The organism is Pseudomonas sp. (assembly GCF_030683065.1).
Taxonomy (GTDB): Bacteria; Pseudomonadota; Gammaproteobacteria; order Pseudomonadales; family Pseudomonadaceae; genus Aquipseudomonas.
This window is the reverse complement of sequence record NZ_JAUXMX010000026.1, coordinates 51,279-74,234: the sequence shown is the minus strand read 5'-3', so window position 1 is coordinate 74,234 and position 22,956 is coordinate 51,279. Positions and strand designations below refer to the sequence as shown.

General features: G+C 53.0%; 18 protein-coding genes. 2 read left to right on the top strand and 16 right to left on the bottom strand.

The features are described 5' to 3' along the window. Positions 1–658 precede the first annotated feature (658 nt). The gene (locus Q8K09_RS06365) at positions 659–961 is read left to right on the top strand and encodes a hypothetical protein (RefSeq protein ID WP_305254127.1); all 303 of its coding nucleotides are present in this window, start codon (positions 659–661) and stop codon (positions 959–961) included. Positions 962–1,293: 332 nt separating this feature from the next. Here the strand turns inward: Q8K09_RS06365 and Q8K09_RS06360 are convergent, their stop codons facing one another. From Q8K09_RS06360 to Q8K09_RS06340, 6 genes are read right to left on the bottom strand one after another with little or no spacing between them, the layout of a single operon-like run. Further along, positions 1,294–2,382 carry a hypothetical protein gene (locus Q8K09_RS06360; protein ID WP_305254126.1) on the bottom strand — a complete coding sequence of 363 codons (1,089 nt, stop codon included), beginning with the start codon at positions 2,380–2,382 and terminating at the stop codon, positions 1,294–1,296. A 9-nt stretch (positions 2,383–2,391) separates the two neighbouring features. Next, a complete protein-coding gene (locus tag Q8K09_RS06355) occupies positions 2,392–3,975 on the bottom strand; it encodes a hypothetical protein (protein WP_305254125.1) in 1,584 nt (527 codons plus the stop codon). A 3-nt stretch (positions 3,976–3,978) separates the two neighbouring features. After that, on the bottom strand, positions 3,979–4,806 hold the full coding sequence (locus tag Q8K09_RS06350; RefSeq protein WP_305254124.1) for a hypothetical protein: 828 nt from the start codon (positions 4,804–4,806) through the stop codon (positions 3,979–3,981). A gap of 11 nt (positions 4,807–4,817) precedes the next feature. Further along, on the bottom strand, positions 4,818–6,248 hold the full coding sequence (locus Q8K09_RS06345; RefSeq protein WP_305254123.1) for a hypothetical protein: 1,431 nt from the start codon (positions 6,246–6,248) through the stop codon (positions 4,818–4,820). Positions 6,249–6,284: 36 nt separating this feature from the next. Further along, a complete protein-coding gene (locus Q8K09_RS21250) occupies positions 6,285–6,365 on the bottom strand; it encodes an excalibur calcium-binding domain-containing protein (protein WP_370869493.1) in 81 nt (26 codons plus the stop codon). A 17-nt stretch (positions 6,366–6,382) separates the two neighbouring features. Next, positions 6,383–6,952: a thermonuclease family protein gene (locus Q8K09_RS06340; RefSeq protein WP_305254122.1), complete on the bottom strand. Its 570-nt coding sequence runs from the start codon at positions 6,950–6,952 to the stop codon at positions 6,383–6,385. A gap of 141 nt (positions 6,953–7,093) precedes the next feature. Here Q8K09_RS06340 and Q8K09_RS06335 point away from each other — a divergent pair, with 141 nt between their 5' ends. Beyond that, positions 7,094–7,219, top strand: coding sequence for a hypothetical protein (locus Q8K09_RS06335; RefSeq protein ID WP_305254121.1), 126 nt, complete (start codon positions 7,094–7,096; stop codon positions 7,217–7,219). 513 nt (positions 7,220–7,732) lie between these two features. Here the strand turns inward: Q8K09_RS06335 and Q8K09_RS06330 are convergent. From Q8K09_RS06330 to Q8K09_RS06280, 10 genes are all read right to left on the bottom strand, one after another. After that, entirely contained in the window at positions 7,733–8,686 is a 954-nt protein-coding gene (locus Q8K09_RS06330) for an endonuclease (RefSeq protein WP_305254120.1), read from the bottom strand. 364 nt (positions 8,687–9,050) lie between these two features. Continuing rightward, positions 9,051–9,266 (bottom strand): hypothetical protein, encoded by a 216-nt coding sequence (locus Q8K09_RS06325; protein WP_305254118.1) that lies wholly within the window; start codon positions 9,264–9,266, stop codon positions 9,051–9,053. 482 nt (positions 9,267–9,748) lie between these two features. Next, positions 9,749–11,368 carry a protein kinase family protein gene (locus Q8K09_RS06320; RefSeq protein ID WP_305254117.1) on the bottom strand — a complete coding sequence of 540 codons (1,620 nt, stop codon included), beginning with the start codon at positions 11,366–11,368 and terminating at the stop codon, positions 9,749–9,751. Further along, entirely contained in the window at positions 11,349–12,101 is a 753-nt protein-coding gene (locus Q8K09_RS06315; RefSeq protein ID WP_305254116.1) for a hypothetical protein, read from the bottom strand. The genes Q8K09_RS06320 and Q8K09_RS06315 overlap by 20 nt, the downstream gene beginning before the upstream one ends. Positions 12,102–12,108: 7 nt before the next feature. Continuing rightward, positions 12,109–12,942 (bottom strand): vWA domain-containing protein, encoded by an 834-nt coding sequence (locus Q8K09_RS06310; protein ID WP_305254115.1) that lies wholly within the window; start codon positions 12,940–12,942, stop codon positions 12,109–12,111. Between the two features lie 767 nt (positions 12,943–13,709). Beyond that, positions 13,710–14,993 (bottom strand): antiviral reverse transcriptase Drt2, encoded by a 1,284-nt coding sequence (gene drt2 / locus Q8K09_RS06300; RefSeq protein ID WP_305254114.1) that lies wholly within the window; start codon positions 14,991–14,993, stop codon positions 13,710–13,712. A gap of 460 nt (positions 14,994–15,453) precedes the next feature. Then, the gene (locus Q8K09_RS06295; RefSeq protein WP_305254113.1) at positions 15,454–16,062 is read right to left on the bottom strand and encodes a hypothetical protein; all 609 of its coding nucleotides are present in this window, start codon (positions 16,060–16,062) and stop codon (positions 15,454–15,456) included. An 82-nt stretch (positions 16,063–16,144) separates the two neighbouring features. Further along, on the bottom strand, positions 16,145–16,669 hold the full coding sequence (locus Q8K09_RS06290; RefSeq protein ID WP_305254112.1) for a hypothetical protein: 525 nt from the start codon (positions 16,667–16,669) through the stop codon (positions 16,145–16,147). A 716-nt stretch (positions 16,670–17,385) separates the two neighbouring features. After that, positions 17,386–18,636 (bottom strand): ribonucleotide-diphosphate reductase subunit beta, encoded by a 1,251-nt coding sequence (locus Q8K09_RS06285; RefSeq protein WP_305254111.1) that lies wholly within the window; start codon positions 18,634–18,636, stop codon positions 17,386–17,388. Between the two features lie 480 nt (positions 18,637–19,116). Further along, on the bottom strand, positions 19,117–22,023 hold the full coding sequence (locus Q8K09_RS06280) for a ribonucleoside-diphosphate reductase subunit alpha (RefSeq protein ID WP_305254110.1): 2,907 nt from the start codon (positions 22,021–22,023) through the stop codon (positions 19,117–19,119). Positions 22,024–22,956 lie beyond the last annotated feature (933 nt).

The following is a 22,956-nucleotide window of genomic DNA, read 5'->3' as shown; positions in this document are numbered from 1 at the left end:
CGAAGATCAATTTACGACCACGCAAACGCTTGGGCTGGAAGACACCGTACGAAGTGTATGCAGGGGTGAGCGTTGCACTTATGAGTTGAATTCAGGATGATTAACTCCTGTGTGTATACGTAGGCTGGTGCTAAGTGCACTGCCTGTCAAGCTTGCTGCTAGGGGGAGCTAGGTAACTTAATCATGAGTTTTTCTTATTTTGGAAAATGATATTGACGTGAATTTTCAGTGCTAATAAAATCAACAACTTAGCTGCTAGAATTTTCCGTTTTAATTAAATTAATATTTAATATATTGAATATTGCACGCATAAAAATCCGACAAGCGGACTGCCGCTCGTGTTGATTACTACATTGAATTCAAGTGTGCTCGCGGTTATCAGGCTACATATGCGTAGCGCAAGCAGAGATATCGCTTTTAGCGACCGGGGGAGGGTTGTAATCGAGAATTGAGGAGTGGGTGGGTCATGTCAGTTAGTACCATTCTGCGTTGTTTTTTTGCTTGACGGTGTGAGCCAGGCTGCGTTGAGGACTATACCATAAAATTCAGTGTTTGACAAGGTGTGCAATGTGTGATTTTTGGATAAGTGCGTATTTCTTTCGCAGCTCTACCCATCTTGATAGGTGATCGCATGTCTTGGCCCAGTGAACGAGCAGCCTTGCTTCAGAACTACGCAGACGTTCGAAACCTCCTGGTTTCCGATGAGGAGGTTTTTTTGGTCAGTTCTTGGTTATCGGATGGAGCACAAGAGCCTGGGATTGAGCTGATTACAGGGCGCCACAAGCGCGAAAGCTTGCTGGGCTTGGTGTTGGATCTTGAGGAGCTGCTCAATATGCCTGTGAGGCTTTATTCAGTGGCCGATTGCAGGCGTGGCCCGCTTAGGCGCAAGTTTGCTGGTGCGCGGCCGTTGCGGCTTATGGTGATGCTCTTAAATCTTGACGAGAATTCGACGCTGCACTGACTTGGTCACGTGCGCTGCACTGCTCCGACTAGTGAAACCGGTAATGCGTGTCATGAGTGACGCGCTTCTGGAGTGCCAGGAATGTATCGAGCGACTGCCGCCCTCCATTCCGGCTGAAGGTAGCGATCACGTAGTGACTGCCACTCTGTGTGTACACGCTCCAATAGCCTTGGCTGAGCTCAATTCTCACTACATCCGAGGTCCGAATCCGATGACCATCTTTGAAGCGGCCCAGCGCATTTTCCCTGATATGTGCATGCGTTACGCCGAAGCAGGGCGTTGACATTAGCGGACACCCTATCCACGGTAGGGAGTAAAGGCCATGTTTATCATTAACGACGTACTTCTAATTTATAGAAGTAATCTTCAATAGAGAGCCTTCTACGATCAGAGGTCACCGCATCTGGAATCATGTTCTTAATACGAACATAATGACGGCAATTCAATTTTCGGCTCAGATCAGAAATGGGCTTTACTCCTCTTAGAAAGGCAGAATAATTGGGTTTGGCGTTCGCCATGATAGTACTGATGTTCGGCAGAGACTGCGCATCACCATCGCGACTATCTGGCCAGGCTCGACTTACATTCAATTCGTTTTCATGAAGCTCAACATTCAAGAGATATTGAATCTTGCCTTGCTCGTCAGCCCAGCAAGGTGGGAAGTCCAGCCCACCCTTGGCTTCCAGCTTGTTCTTCAAGAACTGGATTTGACCTTTTAAGTCAGAATTTTCTTTTCTAACCACGACAGGATTAGACCCTTCCTTTTTAAGGGTATCGATCTCTCGATACTCCTTGATAAGGCTTTCAAGCTTCTGCCTTGGAGCGTCACCCGCTAAGGCTGCCAACAGCGGATCATCAGTAAAGATATCATCGATTTTTGCCTTATCAGCGAGCTGCTGTTTTGCAGTCTTAGCAACGAAGCCTGGATCCTCGAAGAGCGCTTTTTCTTCTGTCTTTTCGAGATTTTCTTGTAGCTGCTCTTTGATCTCCTTGGTCAAGGCCAGCGCTTGTTCAATGCGCTGCTGAATCAGAGCGCCGTCACCTTGCCCTTTAGCCGTCTCGTCGATGACTTTTTGTACTTCGCTCAGCGCAGTGATCTTGTTCTCATGATCCACTACCTGCTTTTTCAGCCTAACAATTTCTTCTTGATTTTGAGCTGACTCTACTAGACTCTTGATCACCTCTTCAGGATTATCAATATTATTACCAACCAATGTTTGCTCAAGGAGTTGAGAGGCTTTTTGAAGATCGGCTTGCTTTTGCTCTATCTCAGGAAATGCGTTTAACTGCTCTAACAAAAGCTGATTCTTTTGATGTTCCTGGACAACCATTGAACCTAACAGGAACATCAAAATAAAGACCAGAATAAAGGCAATTTCCGTCAGCGATAGCTGAAAGATTTGATCGTTTTTATCCGCCATGGCTGATTCTTAGCCCGCTACTAGAGACGAGGCTGATTCAATATTCTGGAACATAGGCTCCGCCTCCTGGCTATTCACAGCAACCTCGTCTCGGAGCGGTTGCTGTAATTCCCGCGCCAGAAATTGCTGAAAATGAGTATTGAGCAACTGGATCTGATTATTAATTTCAGCAATACCTTGCAGCTTTTCTGTTGTGTCGACCTCTTGCGCCAATTGAGTTTTATTGACCTCAATTAACTGCCCCATCAACCCACCCAGCGAGTCAACAGAAGAAAAGGCAAGCTTGGCATCATTGGAAGATTGCTTGGCGCTGTCTTCCAGCGAAACAATCGCCGGAGTCAATTTTTCCATTGAGCCCTTGACTACTTCGCCCATATCTCGGGCTACCTGAGTAATTCCCATCCAAGCCGTGCGAACTTCAACTTCAACGTCACGACTTTGACTAATACGTTCAACGAGCTTATCCAGCACAATTTGTGTACCTGAAATCAGTGTCGTCTGCTCGTTTAGCTTACCAAGCATGGACTCTTGCTGGCCGGTAAATGCCTTCAGCATTTCATCTTGGTAGGCTTGCAACTGATCAATCACCGCTTGCTGCTGTCGTTTCATTGCAAATAGCAACTCTTGCTGCTCAGCAGAAAGTGCCTGGGCACTGGACAGCACCGCACTAAGTGACTCTGCCTTGGTGTTAATTTTATCTACGGTTGTAGACACACTTTTAGCGGCATTTTTGATATTTTCGGAGACCAATTTGACACTATTACTGGCCTCGGTTGTGCTGCCATTCAGTTGAGCAATTGGATCGGCCAAACGGCTAGAGAAAAGGTCTTGCGGGAATTCCACCGCTGCCAAGCGATTCGTTATGGTCTTGATAAATTGTTTTAACGAGTTATCAATACTGCCAGTGGTGACTCCTGCCTGAACTTGGTATTGCTCCAATACACGGCTCAAACCCATAGATGCGGTTCGTATATCCTGAACTAAGCTCAAAATTGTCGCTTTGTTATGCTCAGTAAGCTCAGTAAAGAATTTTTCTGTCTGCTGCCTATGGAGTTCTGCCATCTCATCAATTTGTTGCTTCACACCCGCCACCGCAACGCGCGATGCCTCAATCGCCTCACCGCGAAACACCACCAACTGGTCAAATGAGCGAGAAAACTCATCTGTCAGTCGCCGAGATGCGCTGAGCACTGTGTCTTCAACATTTCTCAAGGCATCTTCGGAGCTTTGGCGAAAGCTTACGAGCACCACCCGGACAATAACCCCCAGGCAGGTACTAATCATGGCAGCACCAAATCGCGCCGCCACATCACCTAGACCAGAGCCAATATTGTGGAGATCGAACAGCGAGGCGATGATCGATGCAATAGTGAAAATAAAACCTAGGTAATAGCAAGAATCCGCGAATTTCTCGTCAGAAACACTATTGTCCCGTCGATAATATCCAAATCCAATATAGGCAAGCATCACCAGCAAGGGCAAAGCTAAACCAAAGATATACGGGCTGCCGAGAGTAACGCTGAGCCCCGCGAAAATCACCTTGACACTAACGGCGGCCACAAATAGCTTTTTGACATCCAGTTCGACTGCCATGCCTTAACCCTCCATTGTGCTTACACGGGTTAGCCGTGCACCCGCTTCCTCAAAATACGACTCCCAAAAATGCAACTGTTTCATGGTTTGCAATTTTGGATACTTCATTAGGTACTGAATCTCAACTTGCACCCCGGACAGGTCGGTTTTACTGCGCTCACCATAATGGGTTTTAGAAAAAACTTTGTAATCCGGAATACCACTGAACATCGAAAATTCTGAGGTATTGGGCAACATGTCCGAAAAGATAATGAGCCTACGCGGGCCTTGAATATTATGACTTCTAAATCCATTGATAGAGGCCAACTGGATCATTTCAAAAATCGGAGAGTATTTGGCTGAGGCGTCAGATAGCAGCGAGTCTTCGAGGCTTTGAATTGGCGCTTTGAAAGACTCTTGATAGCGATGGTCAATGCGCTTGAGATTCGCCGACAATTCTGACTTACCAGCACTGGTACCAGGGTTGCAGCGCTCGAAGAGCGGCTTGGCATTATTCTCAAAGCTTTCCCCCAGCGAAAACACCGACAACAGATAGCCTTCCGGCACCACCTCGTCACTAAGCGAGCGCAGTGCCTGAGTAAATGCTTCGCGCTGAATAAAGGAGTAAGGGTCAGTGTTATCGACCAGTACCACCACATGTCCGAGCGGGCCATCTGCTGGGCACAACGTAACCTTATCGGCGCTCTTGGGTTGATTGTAGAAATGGTAACCCCCAACACCAATGGCAACCAAGATAACTAATACTGCCGCGATGATCTTTAACCAGTCCCCTACATTGCTACTTTTTTTGGCGTATTTATTCTTGGTTATATACCGAGACTTACTTGCCATATCCCCAACTCCTAAATTTGCTGATGAATGGCTTTGAGCTGATCAAAGCGATTGTCATAGGCCGATTGGATAGCCCCTCTAACTCGCTCTACATCGGACAAAAGCTCATTTAGCAAAGACTCTTGATTTTTATGCTTAGCCAATTCGCTGGTGGTATCAAAGATCGGCAGCTCTATCTGTTGTAACGCCGGCATGCTGTCGAAATACGCAGGACGTGGAACACCGCTACGGTGTATTTTATTTTCATCGCGGAATGCATTGATCAGTGCGTGAAGCATGTTTTCCGCTTTACTGATGTTCAGCTTCAGACGATGTTCACAAGATGCCTTGTCTTCCACTAGTGTGCCGAACTCCAGCACGCAGACTTTGGCGCGCTCGACATCATGCTCTAGAGATTCCAGCAACATTTCCTTGAGCCCGGTAATTTCCCCACGCAATTGCTCAACTAGGTTGTGGTACTCAGTTATTACTGCATGAGCCTTGCGGTGACAGCGGCCATAACCCGGATACGGATCATCCAGCTTGTAACCCTCCAGAAGGCCTATGAATGCGAAGACGATGCTGATCAAACACAGCAGCCAAGACGATAGATCGGTCAGACCAAGCGGTGTAGCTCGCAGGCTATCTAGAGCTAACGCCGTAGCATTGATCTGTTCGTCCACAGCTAAGATCATGGCTTCTCGGTAATGTCCGATACCGAGAGCCATGTACCCCATAAAAAGAAAGACGAGGAAGAAGCCGAAATAGCCGATGAGGCGGCGCCCCGAATGAATGTGGTTTACATTGGGAATGAGAAAGCACCCCAAGAGCACCGGTATCAGGAAGTTAACGGCAGCCAAAATAATAGCTTGGGTAAAACCGCCAACCAAACCACTGTCCATTCCCTGAGCGAAGAAGAAGGCGTTCAAAAAACCTTCTCCAGCGACAAGCGCGAGTCCGACTAAAAGCATAGCGAGCTTAGCTAACGGCTTGGGATAGTAAGCTTCACGATTGAGCTTGTTATCTTTACAAAAGCTATCGAGTTCGTCCTGTTGCCGAATCGCTGCGTTGCGGCGACGCCCCAGCTCTACCTCAGCGTCAGAGATTTCCTTATTGGCAAGACGTTTGTATTCGTCGCCATATTGCTTCGCGCGATTGACTAAGAGGTTGATATCAAAAGAGTTAAGCTGTTCGTGAATGGTGTTTACTCGGGTCAGCGCCCACTTATTATAGTTAGCTCGCACCGCTTCGAGTCGCTGAATAATCTTCCTCTCAGGGAACGACAAGGTTGTAGCATCGGCCTCTGGCAAACCCGCTCGCGCCAGTTTTCTGGCCTCAACCTCAACGTCTAACTCTTTCTTCAAATCCTCAAAGACCAACGGAACAAGGTCTGGATGATCTTCTGCATCGGTCGATTTACGTGACACAAAGAGCCACGAAAACAGCTTTCCAAATGCCTTCATTACAGGATTCCTAAACTCACAACAGGTTGAGATGGTTTATCGACAGAGGCTTTCGCAGGGCACCCCATCTCTATCCTGGTCGAGGGACGAGACGCCGCAGTGCTGAAGATGAAACATGGCATCCGCACAATCGCTCATTTGCCCGCACAGACGCTTGCCGCAGGCACCTGCAACGGCTGCTGTCGAGCTTTGAGCCGCGAGTTGCGGGTTGAAAACTCTGAGTTAAGCGACCGCCATAACTTGCGCCATTCCCAGGGTGCAATTATCTGAGCTTTGGGCAGCCCCCAGATGCCCCGCGAGGCGGCTTGAGCTTGGCGTTCCAGGCCAGGCAAGGAAGGGTCTTGGTTATAATGGGGGTAGACCCAGGCGGCGCCGCGCTCAACCATTTCACGATTAACGTTGAGGCCTTCCGTTGTCACCAGGGCAATAGTGCGACCATAGCGATCCTTCGTTTGCGCGTCGACGACCACCTGTTTGGCGAAAATAAGACCGCTGAGGATTTGCTTCGACTTAGCCCTGTAAGGTTGATCTTTTTCCGGAGTGTCGATGTTCGCCAAACGAACCTTGTGCTGGGTCTTGAAAGCGTCCAAGCAGGTAAAGGTATCGCCATCGCTCAACGCAACCACCCGGCAACTAAGCTCCTGAGCATGTAGCGCCGAGGCCCAGAACAAAGCCGACAAGATGAACCATGCCCTCAGGCGCATTACTCACTCCTTTGACCTGCTAAAGCAGAACCAACGTCCGTTATTTGTGATCATGTGAATAGTAACGCGAGCAGTGAACCAATTCATATCGGTTGAAGGCAAACCGCCACCTATTTTATGCCCTGCGCGTAATTTGACGTTATGGTCAATCGCCTCCCTTATCTAGGTCGCGCCTGGCGTGACTACTTCCTAGGTCTGGTCACCAGCACCCCGGCCTTTGATCGGCCAGAAGTGGTCCAGCTGGTTGATGCGCATTTCGAACACTAGCCTGATCTGTCTGAGAGCGGGCAGCTGGGTCCAAAACAAATGAAAAAGGCGGTGGAGTAGGACACCCTGGTGGCACTGATTGACGGTCAAGAAGCGAGTTCGTGCGACGCTGCGGGCTATTCGGGATGAGCTGAAACGTCGACGTCACGAGTCTGTTCACGTCGTGGGTCAGTGGCTTACCCGGGTGGTCAGAGGCTACTTCAACTACCACGCGGTGCCGGGGAACCTGATACGTCTTGGCGGTTTTCGTTCGGCGGTTTGCCGTCTATGGCGGCAAGCCCTCATACGACGCAGTCAGCGTAATAGGCTCCAATGGTCACGCTACGGTCGCCTCGCCGACCTCTACATACCTAAACCCAGAAATGCCCATCCGTACCCTGAAGACCGCTTCGCGTCACATACCCGAGGCAGGAGCCGTATGCGGTAGTTCCGCACGTACGGATCTGTGCGGGGGGCGGCAGGTAACTGCCGTCCCTACCGCGACCCTTAATAGCCACTGGTAGGCGCGATCATTCAGCGGCAGTTGCCAGCTTTTCGATAGCCAGCCGCTTGCGCCTCGGCCTCACTACTGAAAGGGACGCGGCTTTTGGCAGCTACCTGATTGTAGCTTGGGCACCCTTTGGATAGGTGGTAGATGTGGCTGTTGCGATTGCCGATTATGTCGCCGCTGGCAGCGACTGGTTGAGATATGGCTGGCGCTGTCTTGCGAGCTACAAGCTGTGTGACGAGACCTTCGCGTGAGGGCTTGTAGCCCAAGACCCAGAGGCGTTCACCGGTTACAAATGGGTTGCCGTGGCCCATTACCGCTGCTGTTCGGCTTTCCCAGCTTTTCTCCCAGGCAGAGACTGGATGCTGGCGATTCCAGGCCATAAGCAGTTGCTGCTGCTGACGGGACATGGACAGGCCGTAGCGGTCATACATGTAGAATGTAGACCGAGCGACAAGGCCTTTCACTGCATCCCGCGGCTCTGCTGTTCGCCCACGGAAGTCCACTCTGGTGGTGCAAGCGCCATACTGTGAAACGCTACCGCTTACCATGCCGTATTTGTAGTTGCTGCGGTCGCCGTTCACTTCGCCTACCGAAGGGTATAGGTTGAACAGATCAGCTTCCATGGCCTTGAATACGGGGTCATCGGCTACGCAGTATTTACGTCCCCCTTTCTGCCAACATTGACGCTGATGGCCGAACACCCAGGCCGGCACAATATGCTCCCACTCAATGCGGTCAGCTCGTGTCTGCTGCTTGCGAGTTTCATACCCGCAAGACTTCGGATCGATCCTACCGCCTGACGCCCCAGTCCATTTCCACTTGCAGCCGCAATAGAGTTCACCATCTGCGTTCTGCGCACGATCGAAGAAAATCTTCTGCTTGGCCACTACCTTGGCTGTTGTGAAGGTGGAGGGTGGCTCTGCTAGAGCGGTGATAGAGAAGAGTAGGGCGAGGGTTGCAGTCAGGAAGCGTGTCATGGAGGAAGAGAGCGCCTTAGAAAGAGTGCGCATTGTAGGGTGTCGTGTGGAGGTAGCAACCGGCCCAGAGTGTGTAAAAACGCTGGCTCCGCCTCGAAGTCTGCGTTGCTACTTTAATCCTGCCGATGCTTGGTTAGTCAGTCGACCTTAAATTTGCGTAGGAGCGCGATTTTGTTCCGATTCAGGCCATTAAACCTACTCGAAAACGCTTTTACACAACCTCGGTCAGGAGCAGTCATTAAATGTCTACAGGAACAGGGGTGGCTCATTCGAAAAGCAGCGCCGCGAAGCCCGGAGCGGTTCACTCCTAGAAACACAGCCTCATGCGACGACACTTATAGAGGCAAGAGGCTGTGTTAAGACTTTAGTGGCAGTGATACGGAACAGAACCGTTATGGCAGCCCGACGAATCAGTTCCACCGCTATGCTGGGGGGCGCCAAGCGTTCCATGCTCTACATGAGAATGTCCAGGCATGAAGTTTGTTATTTCATGAGCGCGAGGGTTTGCGTTGAGTGCATATGCAGTGCCCGCGACTACAACTCCAGCCGTTAAAACCGCTGCAACAAGTTTCTTCTTCATTACAATATCCTTATAGCAATATAAATTTTGAGCGGGAATGATTACCGCCGAATCACACTAACAGTTCAATCCATCCGCTCCAAGTACCGGATTTCTGCCATTCGCCAGCGACAGCTCAGGGTCCAGAATAATAACGCTTTCACGGGCTTGACGGATAACATTCCTTGGCCTCTTTGCTTTCCCTGTCTAGTCCGGGCGTTGCAGCGGTCAGATGACCGTATAAGGAGTTATGCACCATGGATAGAAAACCACGGTTGCTCGTGAAGATGCGCAAGCAAACTCGCGTCAGACACTACTCGATTAGCACTGAGCAAGTCCATTGCCAGTGGCGACTGGCCGGTATCTGCCAGTCGCCACTGGCCGAAATGGGTCGCTTCCGGTTATCCGAGGCTGGCAGCTTCCGCCCCCTTGCGGACTTGAAACTTCAAACTGTAATAGGGCCACGTTGCCAAACATATTCCAGATAATGATATTTTTCTTGGTTAGCTGAACAACCATTCAAAAATTTTCGTGACGACCCCCTTTTTCTGCGGAGGTTGAGGTCGAACGTAATGGGGCTGCGTAGGTCGTCTCGTCGGCTGCGGCATAGTGGTTTGAGTTTGAGGCGGCTGTGTTGTCGCCCTGATTTTGTCCAAAATATCCTTGTTAGACGAGGCCCTGAGTGCCGGTGGCGCTGGAGTTGCCGCTTGTGATGGCCGGCCAGTGATTCTTTCGAGGGTTTCACGATTCAAGGAGATAGAGGGTGCCACGGAGGCGTCTCGTGAACCAGATAGACGCCAGCGAGCATTTTCCTCAGTGATAATGTTCAATTGGCCGGCAGTAGTCACAGTAATCGACAAGTGCGAATACTTGTATTTGTTGCTAACGAAAGGTGGCTCCATAAGTCCTACAACACTTATCCACTTGCCAACCCATGTTGTGTCGGGCTGCGGACGAAGAGCATCTAGCCCCTCGCTCCAAATCGAAATCTTAAAGATCCGACCGCGCCAATTTCCAAAATTGACAAAGATATATGGCTTGCCATTTCGCGCCTTATTGAAATTTACTTCAACAATCTTGCCGATCACTTCAACCTTGTCGCCAACCCGGCGAAAGCAGGCCTCATAATTTAAAGCAGGCAGGACTTCGTATGCACTAATATACCCAGGCTTCGACCTGCCTGCCGGCGCCAGTCCGGTAATATTGATAACCGAGGCAAGGAGAGGGATACTCTGCCCTGCAATAAAGTCGGCCAGCGAGGGAGAGTTGACCATCGGAGATGCACAGATTGCAGCGAAATTTTTGGCGTCAACCTCTAGAGATTTTTGAGAGGACACTATGGCGAGAGCAGATGACGCACCCGGATCACTGAAGTCATTAGCGCGAAATACAACAGCATCTACCTCAGAGTTAGTTTTATCCCAAATTGATGGATCTTCTTGCAATGCCTTTAGGGCCAGCCAGATAGAGATAAGGGAAAAGCGGTCAAGCGTCGGATCAAATGGATTAGCCGACTTTCTCTGCGGATGTTGAAAATTGACGTGGCCAAGCTCAGCGCTCCCAAGAGCTTTGATGCCGTCGACATACATGCCGTCGTAGTCGATCAACTGGACGGTAGCACCGCCATCTGAAACCATGAGGTTTCCAGTTTGAAAGTCGCCATGAGCAATTTTTTCTTTTTCAAGAAACGCTGCGAGCTTTACGAGAGATGACGATAGCTTTGCGAGGGCTTGCCGATCATGCCTGTTGTCCTCAAGAAATTCACCAAGTGTCTTCCCCCTTGCCCAAGCCATTTTGACGATCGGGTAGCTGGCCCCTTCGACGCTGATACCCTTCGGTTGGAACTGAAAATCTAGGAAAAAGGGAGAGTGAAGGCTTGCAAGGCGCGTCGAAATTGCGTCGTACCTTTTCTCTAGGGCCTTGGACTCCCGGTGGAAACAACGCACGGCATATTTTTTTGAGCCGGCATTTATGGTGTAAGTCAGAGCAAAGCCGCCACTTATCGCAAGCGGCAAACCCAATCCAGTGGTCGCCACTGTACCTGCTCGCAACTCGGGATCGCTTAGAAGTCTCGAGTGGAGCTGAAATGCTAGGTTGTACTGTTCAAGTGAGGGGTAGGCCATCTTCCGACTCCCTCACGAAAGAAAGGACGATCAACGTCGAATCGTCAACGCGCATGCGCTTGGCCGCTCGCTCTCGTTCGACCAAAGTGATCAGCTCATCTTCGGATGAAACGCTAAGCAGCTCACTTAGGCCTTCTCCTCCCGGCAAAGTTTGTCTTAGCGCCCACTCACCTAATGCATCGGTCATGCATAGAAGGATTGGATTATCTAAACCCTCTAAATCGAAGGTTTTTCCATGTTCAGTCCAGAAACCAGATTGTCCGACGAAGTTGTTATGAGTGTTTACGGTTGCAAGTAGATTGGGCCTCTGCTTAAAACACTCTGGGTCTGAGTACGGCCAGCTCTGGACTAGCTCCCCACCAGAAATTAGCAAAGCCACACTGTCCCCAACGGCAAGAATCTCGACAGAGTTATGGGTACTATCCTCCTCAACCCCTAGCAGCGTAGCAAAGCTACCGCGTTCGAAAGCAGCCTGTTTAGACCAAGACATTGTCCCGTGGTCATACACCGCCGAATAGCTGCGTAAAGCTATTGCAACCCAATCAGACCCAACCTTTGGGTCATCAACAAAGAGTGTAGATAGCACCTCGGCCCAAAGCTTGGAATCGAAGGACTCGCTGGCACCGTCGCACAAGGCAAGGCGCCGACCGTCATGCGAGAAGGAAAACTTGTCCTCGTTAGATTCTGGAATAGTTAGTTCTTTCGGAACAACTCCTGCGAACACTATTTTCATTGGGTAATCAGCGCAACTGGGATGCGCGAGTACCGATATCGAAGAAGTCGACGATTTCGGCTGCCTCGGCGTTAAACATGAATCCTCGTGACTCAATGCCGACCGTATGCCCCTTTTCCTGAGCAAAGCGAATCAAGTGTTCGGGAAGAGCACTGGACATGCGGAATAGCATCTTGGCGTATTCGTCTGGGAGAGAAGCGTCGGAGGAAGGGAAGCGAATAGGGTCGTTTCCCAGGGCACTAACATGGATGTTCAGAATTAGAACCTCACCATCGTTAGTGCGAATTTGACGCAGATGGCTCGCAATTTCTTCAGGATCCCCATCGGTTGACTCACCATCAGTCACATGCAGGATGGTTGGTGGATAGCAATCTGGATGGGCATCACACCAGATGACCAACTCTTCAGCCGCCCGAGTCAGAGCCTCACGCATGGGCGTGCCGCCACTAGCCGTCGGGTCGAACCAGATCGGAAACTTGACAGAGGTTTCAATGATACCTCCGGCACCGTCATCCATCTTACGCTTGCGATCCTCAATACGAGACGGGCTCTGCTCTAACGCAGAGATCGGATTCAGAACTTGACCGCCCAATGCACCGGAGAACCCGTTACTAACACCTCTCCCACCATATCCGAGTACACCGACTTCAAAGTAGTCGCGTACTCCCTCTGATTTTGTGCAACGGGTGACGAGGTTCATCAGTGCCCGATTCAGTGCGTCCGCGACGAACTCTGCCTTGCTGCGGCCGGATGACATCTTGTCAGACATAGACCCAGACTGGTCAACTACGAAAAGGAAAGCGGTCGGATTGTTGCGGCTGATTTGAGCTTCATACGCCATATTTTAATCTCTACTTCCATTGTTTTTCACGATCATACAGATAGCCGCATGCATAAGCGAAGGCTGAAGCAACTGATCTTTTGGAAGCAGGTAAATGGCTGCTCTTGGCCGATTTTTACCTGTTACGACTGGCTGCAATCGCTCCGACTTCGGTCCTTTGTGAATAGAAGAAAGCTAACCTGCCGCTGAACAAAGGTCGGCATTTACGGCCTCAAATTTCGCCGTACAAACTGCCCACACTTGTGGGCATGTGTAAGCAGTTTGTTCCGCCGAAGCCATATTTCTTCAGGCCTAATGCAGGTGGTTGAGATTTATTCACTGCGTGTAATTTGACGTTATGGTCAATCGCCTCCCTTATCTACGTCGCGCCTGGTGTGACTACTTCTTAGGCCTGGTCACCAGCACCCCGGCCTCTGGTCGGCCAGAAGTGGTCCAGCTGGTTGATGCGCATTTCGAACACTAGCCTGATCTGTCTGAGAGCGGGCAGTTGGGTCCAAAACAAATGAAAAAAGCGGTGGAGTAGGACGCCCTAGTGGCACAGATCGAGTCTGGCGCGGCGCGGGAGTTTAGGGCTACTGGAGTTTGAGTACGTGACTCGGTCGTTTCTGGTTGCCGGTGCGCTCGCGCCGGTAGCCGATCAGAACCTGGGCGAGCCTGACCGCACTGGGGCGGCTTTGCGAGACGGTGGGCATCCGCAGTTTGAGCGTGGAGTTCTAGCTACGGCTAGGTTTGGCTTACTGCCCTCAGCATCGTCCATCAACAGGCAGTCATTCGCCCTGGGCGTCAGAAATGCGTTCGCGGAGTCTGTTCCAGTGCGGCTTGAGCTGCTTTCTGATCGATGGAGAGTCCATGATTCTGGCTGCCCTAAAGCCATAAGAGATGAAGTTTCTCCTACCCAGATAGGAATACTGCTTATACAGCTTCTTTAGGAACATCGAGCGAGGCAATTGCCCCTTGGAAATTCGTTTGGCATTGACCTTGTCCATGCCTTTTCCCGCTAGCCAAATGCCTCTGTTTACACGGTCCTGGTAGCGGGCTAATGACGATGAGCGTAGGTAAATGTTTGTCCCATCAAAAATGAATCCCAGATATTGCAGCGGTCGGTCTGACCTCAAGCCCTTGGCCGAGCGTGTGAATTTGCAGGTTTCCGTTTTGGCAGCCTGGATCTCCAAGCCAATCTCATTGACGCATAGGTCGACTAGGGTCTTGGCCTCTGCTTCCTTCTCCAGTGGCACAGTCAGCATCACATCATCGCAGTACCGATAGTAGGAGCCGCCGCAGGATTCAACATAATCATGAATCTGCTCATCGAAGCCCATCATGTACACATTGGACAGCATGGCGCTGATCGGGGAGCCTTGGGGGATACCCTTTTTGTCCTTGTTGGTTTCAATCAGACCGCCATCACGAACCCTGGCCCGGAACTCATGGGGCTCGCAAATTCTCTTGCGGCCTCGCTTGGGGTTGTTCTTGGAGAGCCCTAGCGCCTCGTAGACTTGATCCCTGTAGACGAACGCATACTTGGTGAGGGATCGATACACTGCGTAGTGATCGTCGGGCAACTGGCTGGTATCTAGGAGCGCCTGCCAGGCATTTTTCAGCTGCGCATGGTCTAGGTTGTCAAAGAAGCCCTTGATGTCGATGGCGATGACGCAGCAGGAGTCCCGCACCGCAATATCCAGGAAGGCATCGCGAGCAAAATCGATATTGCTTTTCTTGAGCGCTCTGAACGCCAGAATTGCAGACGACCAAGGTACCTTTGCCAGATGGTCCTCGTAGGCCTGGTTCAGTAGCTCGCAGTAGTACGAATAAATATGGCTGTCGACGTGTGCGGCGTATGAAATTGGCCGTTCTTTCAGGTCTTTTTTGGTAACCCTGCCGAGGCCTTTATCAAAAAACACTTTTTGTGTTTTGGTGATATAGCGAATGAACGGGTAAAAGGCATGCTTAGAAACAGTCTTAGCGCTTAATACTATGTCTAGCGCCGCTGCCTGATTGATCGGGCGATCAAAGTGCAGATAGCCCCGAGATTTGTACCAGTTTTCTGGCATCAGAGTACATCCTTGTTTGTTTGAGCCAACCGGCCAGGCATAGGATGGCGGCAATCCTCAGCCGCCTGGCCGGATAAACTCAAATGTTCCTCACATTATCCAATCGGTATCAGTCACCCAATTCCGATTTCGCCGCGATTGCTAGGATCGACGTATAGTGTCAGCGTCACACTTGGAGTACCTATGAATATAAGTATCCGAGGGCTGCTGGCCGCATTGCTGGTCACCCTGGGTGGTTACACTTGGGATACCGCCTTGGGGCTTGACAGCTTGTGATGCACCTTTGGATCTATATCCAAAGCGTTCGCAGGCTAGCATAAATCTGAGCTGAATCTGCACCCATCTTCGCGCCAGGAGAGGGATTTTTGCATCGTCAGTCGGCACCTGCGTGAATGCAGGCATGATCAGGTGTTCCGTTCTGGGCGACGTTTCAGTACGGAGTTGGAGCCATGGAGCGCTGTCAGTTGAAAGACATATTACCGGTGACGTGTCGAAGGGGGCTGCTACTCGACTGAAAGTGCAGAATCAGGGTGTCCGTAGCTTCAGACAGTTCTTGGTGACATAGCACGCACCGTGAATCCGCAGTTACCGGAAAGGCACTTTCCGGATGTGGCGTTGCGGAATAGAGCCTCGCAGCCTCCCACATCGCACACCATGTGGCGGTACCCACCCCTTCAAGCGCGGATGACTTTACCTTGGCACCGTCGACAGCAATTTGTCTTTTGGACGCTGCATCCTGTCTGAGCTGGCGCAGTGCCTGGATGTTATCGACCCCAAAAGCAGTAGACGCTTGCTGGAGTGCACTGATGATTTTTTCGAGCTCTGCCTTTGTACGTCGTTTCTGCTGTGCCAGCGCGGAGGGGTCTTCTGTTTTGAGACGTTCCACTAACTCTAAAAGCCGACGCTCGTCTTCGTCGGCCCAATGCAGGGCCGTTTCAAGCTCAGCACCGGACAACTTGCCGAGTTCGCTATACAGCTTCTTGGAGGGGGTTGTGCCGTAGATCGCTGGGAGCACGGGTAATGCGCTGACTAGCTTGTCTTGCTCGGATTCCAGAGTCTGCCGAACCATTTCGACCGCCGCAGCAAGCTTCTCAAAGAGACCGATGACGGGAGGGATATAGGTCGCAGAGCTTTCAGCTGTCAGATAATGTCTATGTCACTGTCGAATCGATGCCTCGCAGTGTGTCGACGGCGTCGCCTTCTACGCTCCACTCATGCAGGCTCTCTACGCCGTTGAGCTGAGAGGTGATACTGCATTTGCTGTGCGCCGGAGCGGCCTTGAACACGTTGGTTTTCAGGTCAACGGCCCTTGGCGTGCCCGATACCTTTTTTAGAATGCGGGTATAGCTGGATTTACCTGATCCATTGTGGCCGTAGATCACGGTGAGGTTCGCGCTGCCAAATTCAAGTGGAATGCGGGGCTCCAGATTTTCGATCCCGACAACCTCGGCGATTCGAACTAGCCGTAGCTCATCTCCTACCTTTGGATTATTGGTCAACTCCACGAAGCTGCGGTGCTTGGTAGGTTTTTGGCCTGCTGGAGTCTTGAGGACGGCTACCAAGGCTGTAAAGTCCACCTGACTCAGCTCTCCATTTTTCAGAAGCCTGTCAGCGGCCTCTTGTAGCCAGTCATTTTGCTTTAGTAGCCATGTACGAATCTCCGCCTGAACGTCCACTGTATTCCCTCACTGATGGTAGATCATGGAAAAACGCTATCACGGCCAGCTCAAGCGGAGATAGGCCATTTACAAATGTAGAGTCATACGTAATTTCCTGAGATTTTTCGCGGACGCGAAAATGAGCGTTTCTTACTGAATCGGCCATAGATTCCTAGGCTCCTTCGAGCGGCTGCTTTTGGCCCAGACTGTGTAAAAACGTGCTTTGAAATCGACCCGATCAAAAATCGACCTCCTGTAATCGCGTATACGCCACGATCGCCTATTGGGTAAGGTGTCAATCACCCCCTAAAGCGTACAGAATTTGCGTTTTTACACAGCCTCGGCCGTTAACGCCTGTAGCTCAGCCTACGATCTGAAGAGTTGTGGCGGCCAATACCAAAAAACCCGACGCTAAGGTCGGGTTTTTTGTTCACTGCGACATCAAACTGCCCGGTTTATGATAATTAATGCGCCCATTCACAACGGCTTAAATTGCCGCGCGTCACTTTCTGGTCTGCGTTGCTATCAATGGAATAGCGGCGAGGCTTCATTTAGTCGCCCATCAGTTGGGCAAAATAAAAGCCCTTGCTTTCGCTTGGGCTTTCGTTTTTGAGTACGACGATAATATTGCTAAAACTTTACACTTAAGGTGCAAAAGACAGCCTGTCAGCGGAACCGTTTCACGGCTTAGTGAAAACGGTTCACGCCTTAATGAAAATGACAGGTGGCTGAAATCAATCCCAGCTCAACGCCCCACCCGTCTGATACTCGATAACCCGCGTCTCAAAGAAGTTCTTCTCTTTCTTCAGGTCCATGATTTCGCTCATCCACGGGAACGGGTTAGTGGTGCCTGGGTACTCTTCCTTCAAGCCGATCTGGGTCAGGCGGCGGTTGGCGATGAACTTGAGGTAGTCCTCCATCATCGCGGCGTTCATGCCCAGGACGCCGCGCGGCATGGTGTCGCGGGCGTATTCGATTTCCAGTTGGGTGCCTTCCAGGATCATCTGGGTGGCTTCGTCCTTCATTGCGGCATCCCACAGGTGCGGGTTTTCGATCTTGATCTGGTTGATCACGTCGATGCCGAAGTTCAGGTGCATGGATTCGTCGCGCAGGATGTACTGGAACTGCTCGGCGACGCCGGTCATCTTGTTACGGCGGCCCATGGAGAGAATCTGGGTGAAGCCGCAATAGAAGAAGATGCCTTCCAGTACGCAGTAGTAGGCGATCAGGTTGCGCAGCAGTTCTTTATCGGTGTCGTCGGTGCCGGTTTCGAACTTGGGGTCGGAGATCGAACGGGTGTACTTGAGGCCCCAGGCGGCTTTTTTCGCGACCGACGGGATCTCGTGGTACATGTTGAAGATTGCGCCTTCGTCCATGCCCAGCGATTCGATGCAGTACTGGTAGGCGTGGGTGTGGATCGCTTCTTCGAAGGCCTGGCGCAGGATGTACTGGCGGCACTCGGGGTTGGTGATCAGGCGGTAGACGGCCAGCACCAGGTTGTTGGCGACCAGGCTGTCGGCGGTGGAGAAGAAGCCGAGGTTGCGCATGACGATGCGGCGTTCGTCGTCGGTCAGGCCGTCAGGGGTTTTCCACAACGCGATGTCCGCGTTCATGTTCACTTCCTGGGGCATCCAGTGGTTGGCGCAACCATCCAGGTACTTCTGCCAGGCCCAGTCGTACTTGAAGGGTACGAGCTGGTTGAGGTCGGCGCGGCAGTTGATCATGCGCTTCTCGTCGACCGCGACGCGGGCGGAGGCGCCTTCGAGTTCGGCGAGGCCTTCGGCGATGTCGAGCTGGTCGAGGGCGGCCTTGGCGCGGGCCACGGCGGCGCTGTCGTCAGCGGCGATAGCGCGCGCTTCAACAGCGGCGGCACCGCCGACCTGGTCGAGCTTGTCGATGTTCATGTCTGCCAGTTGGGCAGAGGCGTTGTTTGCTACAACGGCTTCGGCGCCGTCTTCCTTGTCAAATTCATCCCAGCTCAGCATGGCTTGGCTCCTGCTTCAGGGTCGGTGGAATAACCGGCCTGTGTGGATATACAGTGATCTTGAGTATGTTCTGTTGCGGTTTACGCGCAAGGTGAAAACGGGTGCCGCTGGTCGGGGGGGGCTGGTGTGGCTGGCCTCGCCCTTTGTTCTCTTTACTCTTTCCCGCGAGCGGGAGAGGGTGGTTATTCATGGGGAGTGGCGGTGTTGCTTGAGTAGATTGATGGGTATCGCTGCGCTCAACCTGCGCGGCGCGGCCCATCCTACGAATCTGATCGTGTGCGGCGTTGGCTTTTTTGCTCCCTTCGAGCCTGTAGTTTCGCGGCCAAGGCCCCTCCTACAAAAAGCGTGTCACCTTTGGAGCGTGTAGCTGAGCGAGTGAGCGCTAGGCGCCTGGTAGGTTGGAGCCCCTGAGCATACGACTGTATGTGATGGGGGCCGACCTACCAGGCAACAACGCGCGCGCCGCTCAGATCCGCGCGCTTATTGACACGCCTCGCAGTCTGGTTCATCGATCGAGCAGGCTTTCGGTACTGGAGCTGGGCCGGCGGACATTTCTATTTCCGGGGCTTTGACCGGTGCTGCGCTGAGGCCGTCGTTGCCACCGCTGGACACGGCGTTGAGCTTGCCGGTGTTGACGGTGGATTTCTCGGTGCTGGTGGCAGCCAAGGCGCGGAGGTAGTAGGTGGTTTTCAGGCCACGGTACCAGGCCATGCGGTAGGTCACGTCGAGCTTCTTGCCCGAGGCACCAGCGATGTACAGGTTCAGCGACTGCGCCTGGTCGATCCACTTCTGGCGGCGGCTGGCGGCGTCGACGATCCACTTGGTGTCGACTTCAAACGCGGTGGCGTAGAGGTCTTTCAACTCCTGCGGGATGCGCTCGATCTGCTGCACCGAACCGTCGTAGTACTTGAGGTCGTTGATCATGACCGAGTCCCACAGGCCGCGGGCTTTGAGGTCGCGTACCAGGTAGGGGTTGATCACGGTGAATTCGCCCGAGAGGTTCGATTTCACGTAGAGGTTCTGGTAGGTCGGTTCGATCGACTGCGACACGCCGGTGATGTTGGCGATGGTGGCAGTCGGGGCGATGGCCATGATGTTCGAGTTACGAATGCCTTTCTGTACACGGGCACGTACCGGCGCCCAGTCGAGGGACTCGGTCAGGTCGACGTCGATGTACTTCTGGCCGCGTTGCTCGATGAGGATCTGTTGCGAATCCAGCGGCAGGATGCCCTGGCTCCACAGCGAACCCTGGAAGGTCTGGTAGCTGCCGCGCTCGTCGGCCAGGTCACAGGAGGCCTGGATGGCGTAGTAGCTGACGGCTTCCATGGATTTATCGGCAAAGTCGACTGCCGCGTCCGAGCCATACGGGATGTGCTGCAGGTACAAGGCGTCCTGGAAACCCATGATGCCGAGGCCGACCGGGCGGTGCTTGAAGTTGGAGTTCTTCGCTTGCGGCACCGAGTAGTAGTTGATGTCGATGACGTTATCGAGCATGCGCACGGCGACCTTGATGGTGCGTTCGAGCTTGGCGCGGTCGAGCTTGCCGTCAACGATGTGGTTGGGCAGGTTGACCGAGCCCAGGTTGCACACGGCGATTTCGTCGGCGTTGGTGTTGAGGGTGATCTCGGTGCACAGGTTCGAGCTGTGGACCACGCCGACGTGCTGCTGCGGGCTGCGCAGGTTGCATGGGTCCTTGAAGGTCAGCCATGGGTGGCCGGTTTCAAACAGCATGCTGAGCATCTTGCGCCACAGGTCTTTGGCCTGGATGGTTTTGAACAGCTTGATCTTGCCGCCGTACTGGGTCAGGGCTTCGTAGTACTCGTAGCGCTCTTCGAAGGCTTTACCGGTCAGGTCGTGCAGGTCTGGTACTTCGCTCGGGCTGAACAGGGTCCATTGGCCGTCGTCGAACACGCGCTTCATGAACAGGTCCGGGATCCAGTTGGCGGTGTTCATGTCGTGGGTGCGGCGGCGGTCGTCACCGGTGTTCTTGCGCAGCTCGATGAACTCTTCGATGTCCATGTGCCAGGTTTCGAGGTACGCGCAGACCGCGCCCTTGCGTTTGCCACCCTGGTTGACGGCAACTGCGGTGTCGTTGACCACCTTGAGGAAGGGCACGACGCCCTGGGATTTACCGTTGGTGCCCTTGATGTAGGCACCGAGTGAGCGCACTGGGGTCCAGTCGTTGCCAAGGCCGCCGGCGAATTTGCTCAGCAGGGCGTTGTCGCGGATGGCGTCGTAGATGCCGCCCAGGTCGTCCGGCACGGTGGTCAGGTAGCACGAGGACAGCTGCGGGCGCAGGGTGCCGGCGTTGAACAGGGTCGGGGTGGACGACATGTAGTCGAACGAGGACAGCAGGTTGTAGAACTCGATAGCGCGTTCTTCTTTCTGCTTCTCTTCGATCGCCAGGCCCATGGCCACGCGCATGAAGAAGATCTGCGGCAGTTCGAAGCGGATGCCGTCCTTGTGAATGAAGTAGCGGTCGTAGAGGGTCTGCAGGCCCAGGTAGGTGAACTGCTGGTCGCGCTCGTGGTTGATCGCCTGGCCGAGTTTTTCCAGGTCGAAGGTCTTCAGGATCGGGTTGAGCAGTTCCAGCTCGACGCCTTTGTCGATGTAGGCCGGCAGGGCCTTGGCGTAGAAGTCGACCATCTCGTGGTGGGTGGCGCTGGTGGCGACACCGAGAAAGCCCAGGCCTTCGGCGCGGATGTTGTCCATCAACAGGCGGGCGGTGACGTAGCTGTAGTTTGGCTCACGCTCGACCAGGGTGCGGGCAGTCATCACCAGGGCGGTGCTGACGTCGCTCTGGGCCACGCCGTCGTAGAGGTTTTTCAGGGTTTCTTTCTGGATCAGTGCGCCGTCGACTTCAGCCAGGCCTTCGCAGGCTTCGGTGACGATGGTGTTGAGGCGACCCATGTCCAGCGGCGCTACTGTGCCGTCGGCGTGGGTGACGCGCAGGCTCGGGTGCGGCTGGGCGACGTCGCTGCCGCCGCGCTTGCGTTCCTGGCTGCGCGATTCACGGTAGATCACGTAGTCGCGGGCAACTTTCTGCTCGCCGGCACGCATCAGGGCCAGTTCGACCTGGTCCTGGATTTCTTCGATGTGGATAGTGCCGCCCGATGGCATGCGGCGCTTGAAGGTGGCGCTGACTTGTTCGGTCAGGCGCTCGACGGTTTCATGGATACGCGACGAGGCGGCTGCGGCGCCGCCTTCTACTGCGAGAAACGCTTTGGTGATGGCGACGGTGATCTTGTCATCGGTGTACGGCACCACGGTGCCGTTACGTTTGATCACGCGCAACTGGCCAGGCGCGGTGGCGCTCAGCTCCAGGTTGCCATCGTTGGCCTGTGGCGCTTGGGCCTTCGAGTTCTCGCGAGTGGTGTCGGTATGCATGTAGGCGTGTCTCCGTGATCTGTAATTTATCGAGTCGGGCGCTTTCGGTGGATCTACTGCCGCTCAACACCATTTCAATATCGCCTGCACGCAGCAGATGCTGGGGGCAGGTGGCTTACAAACTGGCTGCAAGGGACTGAGAGGGGTATGTACACGTTATCGCTTGAACCCTGCTTCGCTTGCGAGCCCGGTCAGATTGCTCATGACTGCGCGTTCGATTTGCTGGGCTCAATCCTGTGGGGCGATGCGGCGTTTCGGCTAATTGCGCCTGGCTACGCGCCCCGGGCTGGCTATCGCCCGTAACGGTGTAAATACCCTTTAGATGAAAGCGCCTCCCTGGCTTCGTGTGTTGTGTCGGCCGTGGCCGGCATTACTAGATGTAGTGGTCGGGCGCAAGGGCTACCTACCGTTATTCTGGCTCTTGCAGGCACGTTGCGCTGCTGGAGCAATGGCCGCTTCGCGTGTGCGGAGGCCGCCATCGAGGTTGTTTTTATTCACCAATTCAGGTTGGGGTCTAGACCGTTTATGGGCAATTGTGCTTGTGCCGTTTTTTCGGTCAAAACCCAACATGTAGGTGTTTAGTTCGATGGAGATACAAGATAGTGCGGTGTTGGGGGGATGGCAAGTCCCGTAGCCTGTGGATAAAGCTGTGGGTTACCTTGGGGTAACTTACGCAAACCCGCGTGTCTGCTGGGGTGGGCGACGTTGCACCGTTCGTCGTTGTCGCAGGTTTATTTTTGCGTTCATGAGCGAGTTTTGAAGTTCTTTGCATAAACACAATATGTAGTTTTTTTTGTGGCGTTTTGGCCTGCTCTGTGCAGATGCTCGCGGGGGCTTTGCAGAGTGGGTGTCTGTGCGCCGGGTGACGTGCATCTGACCGATCGGACAAGGATTATCGTCTGCTGCGGCTGCCTGGCGATGGTCGCGCTGCGG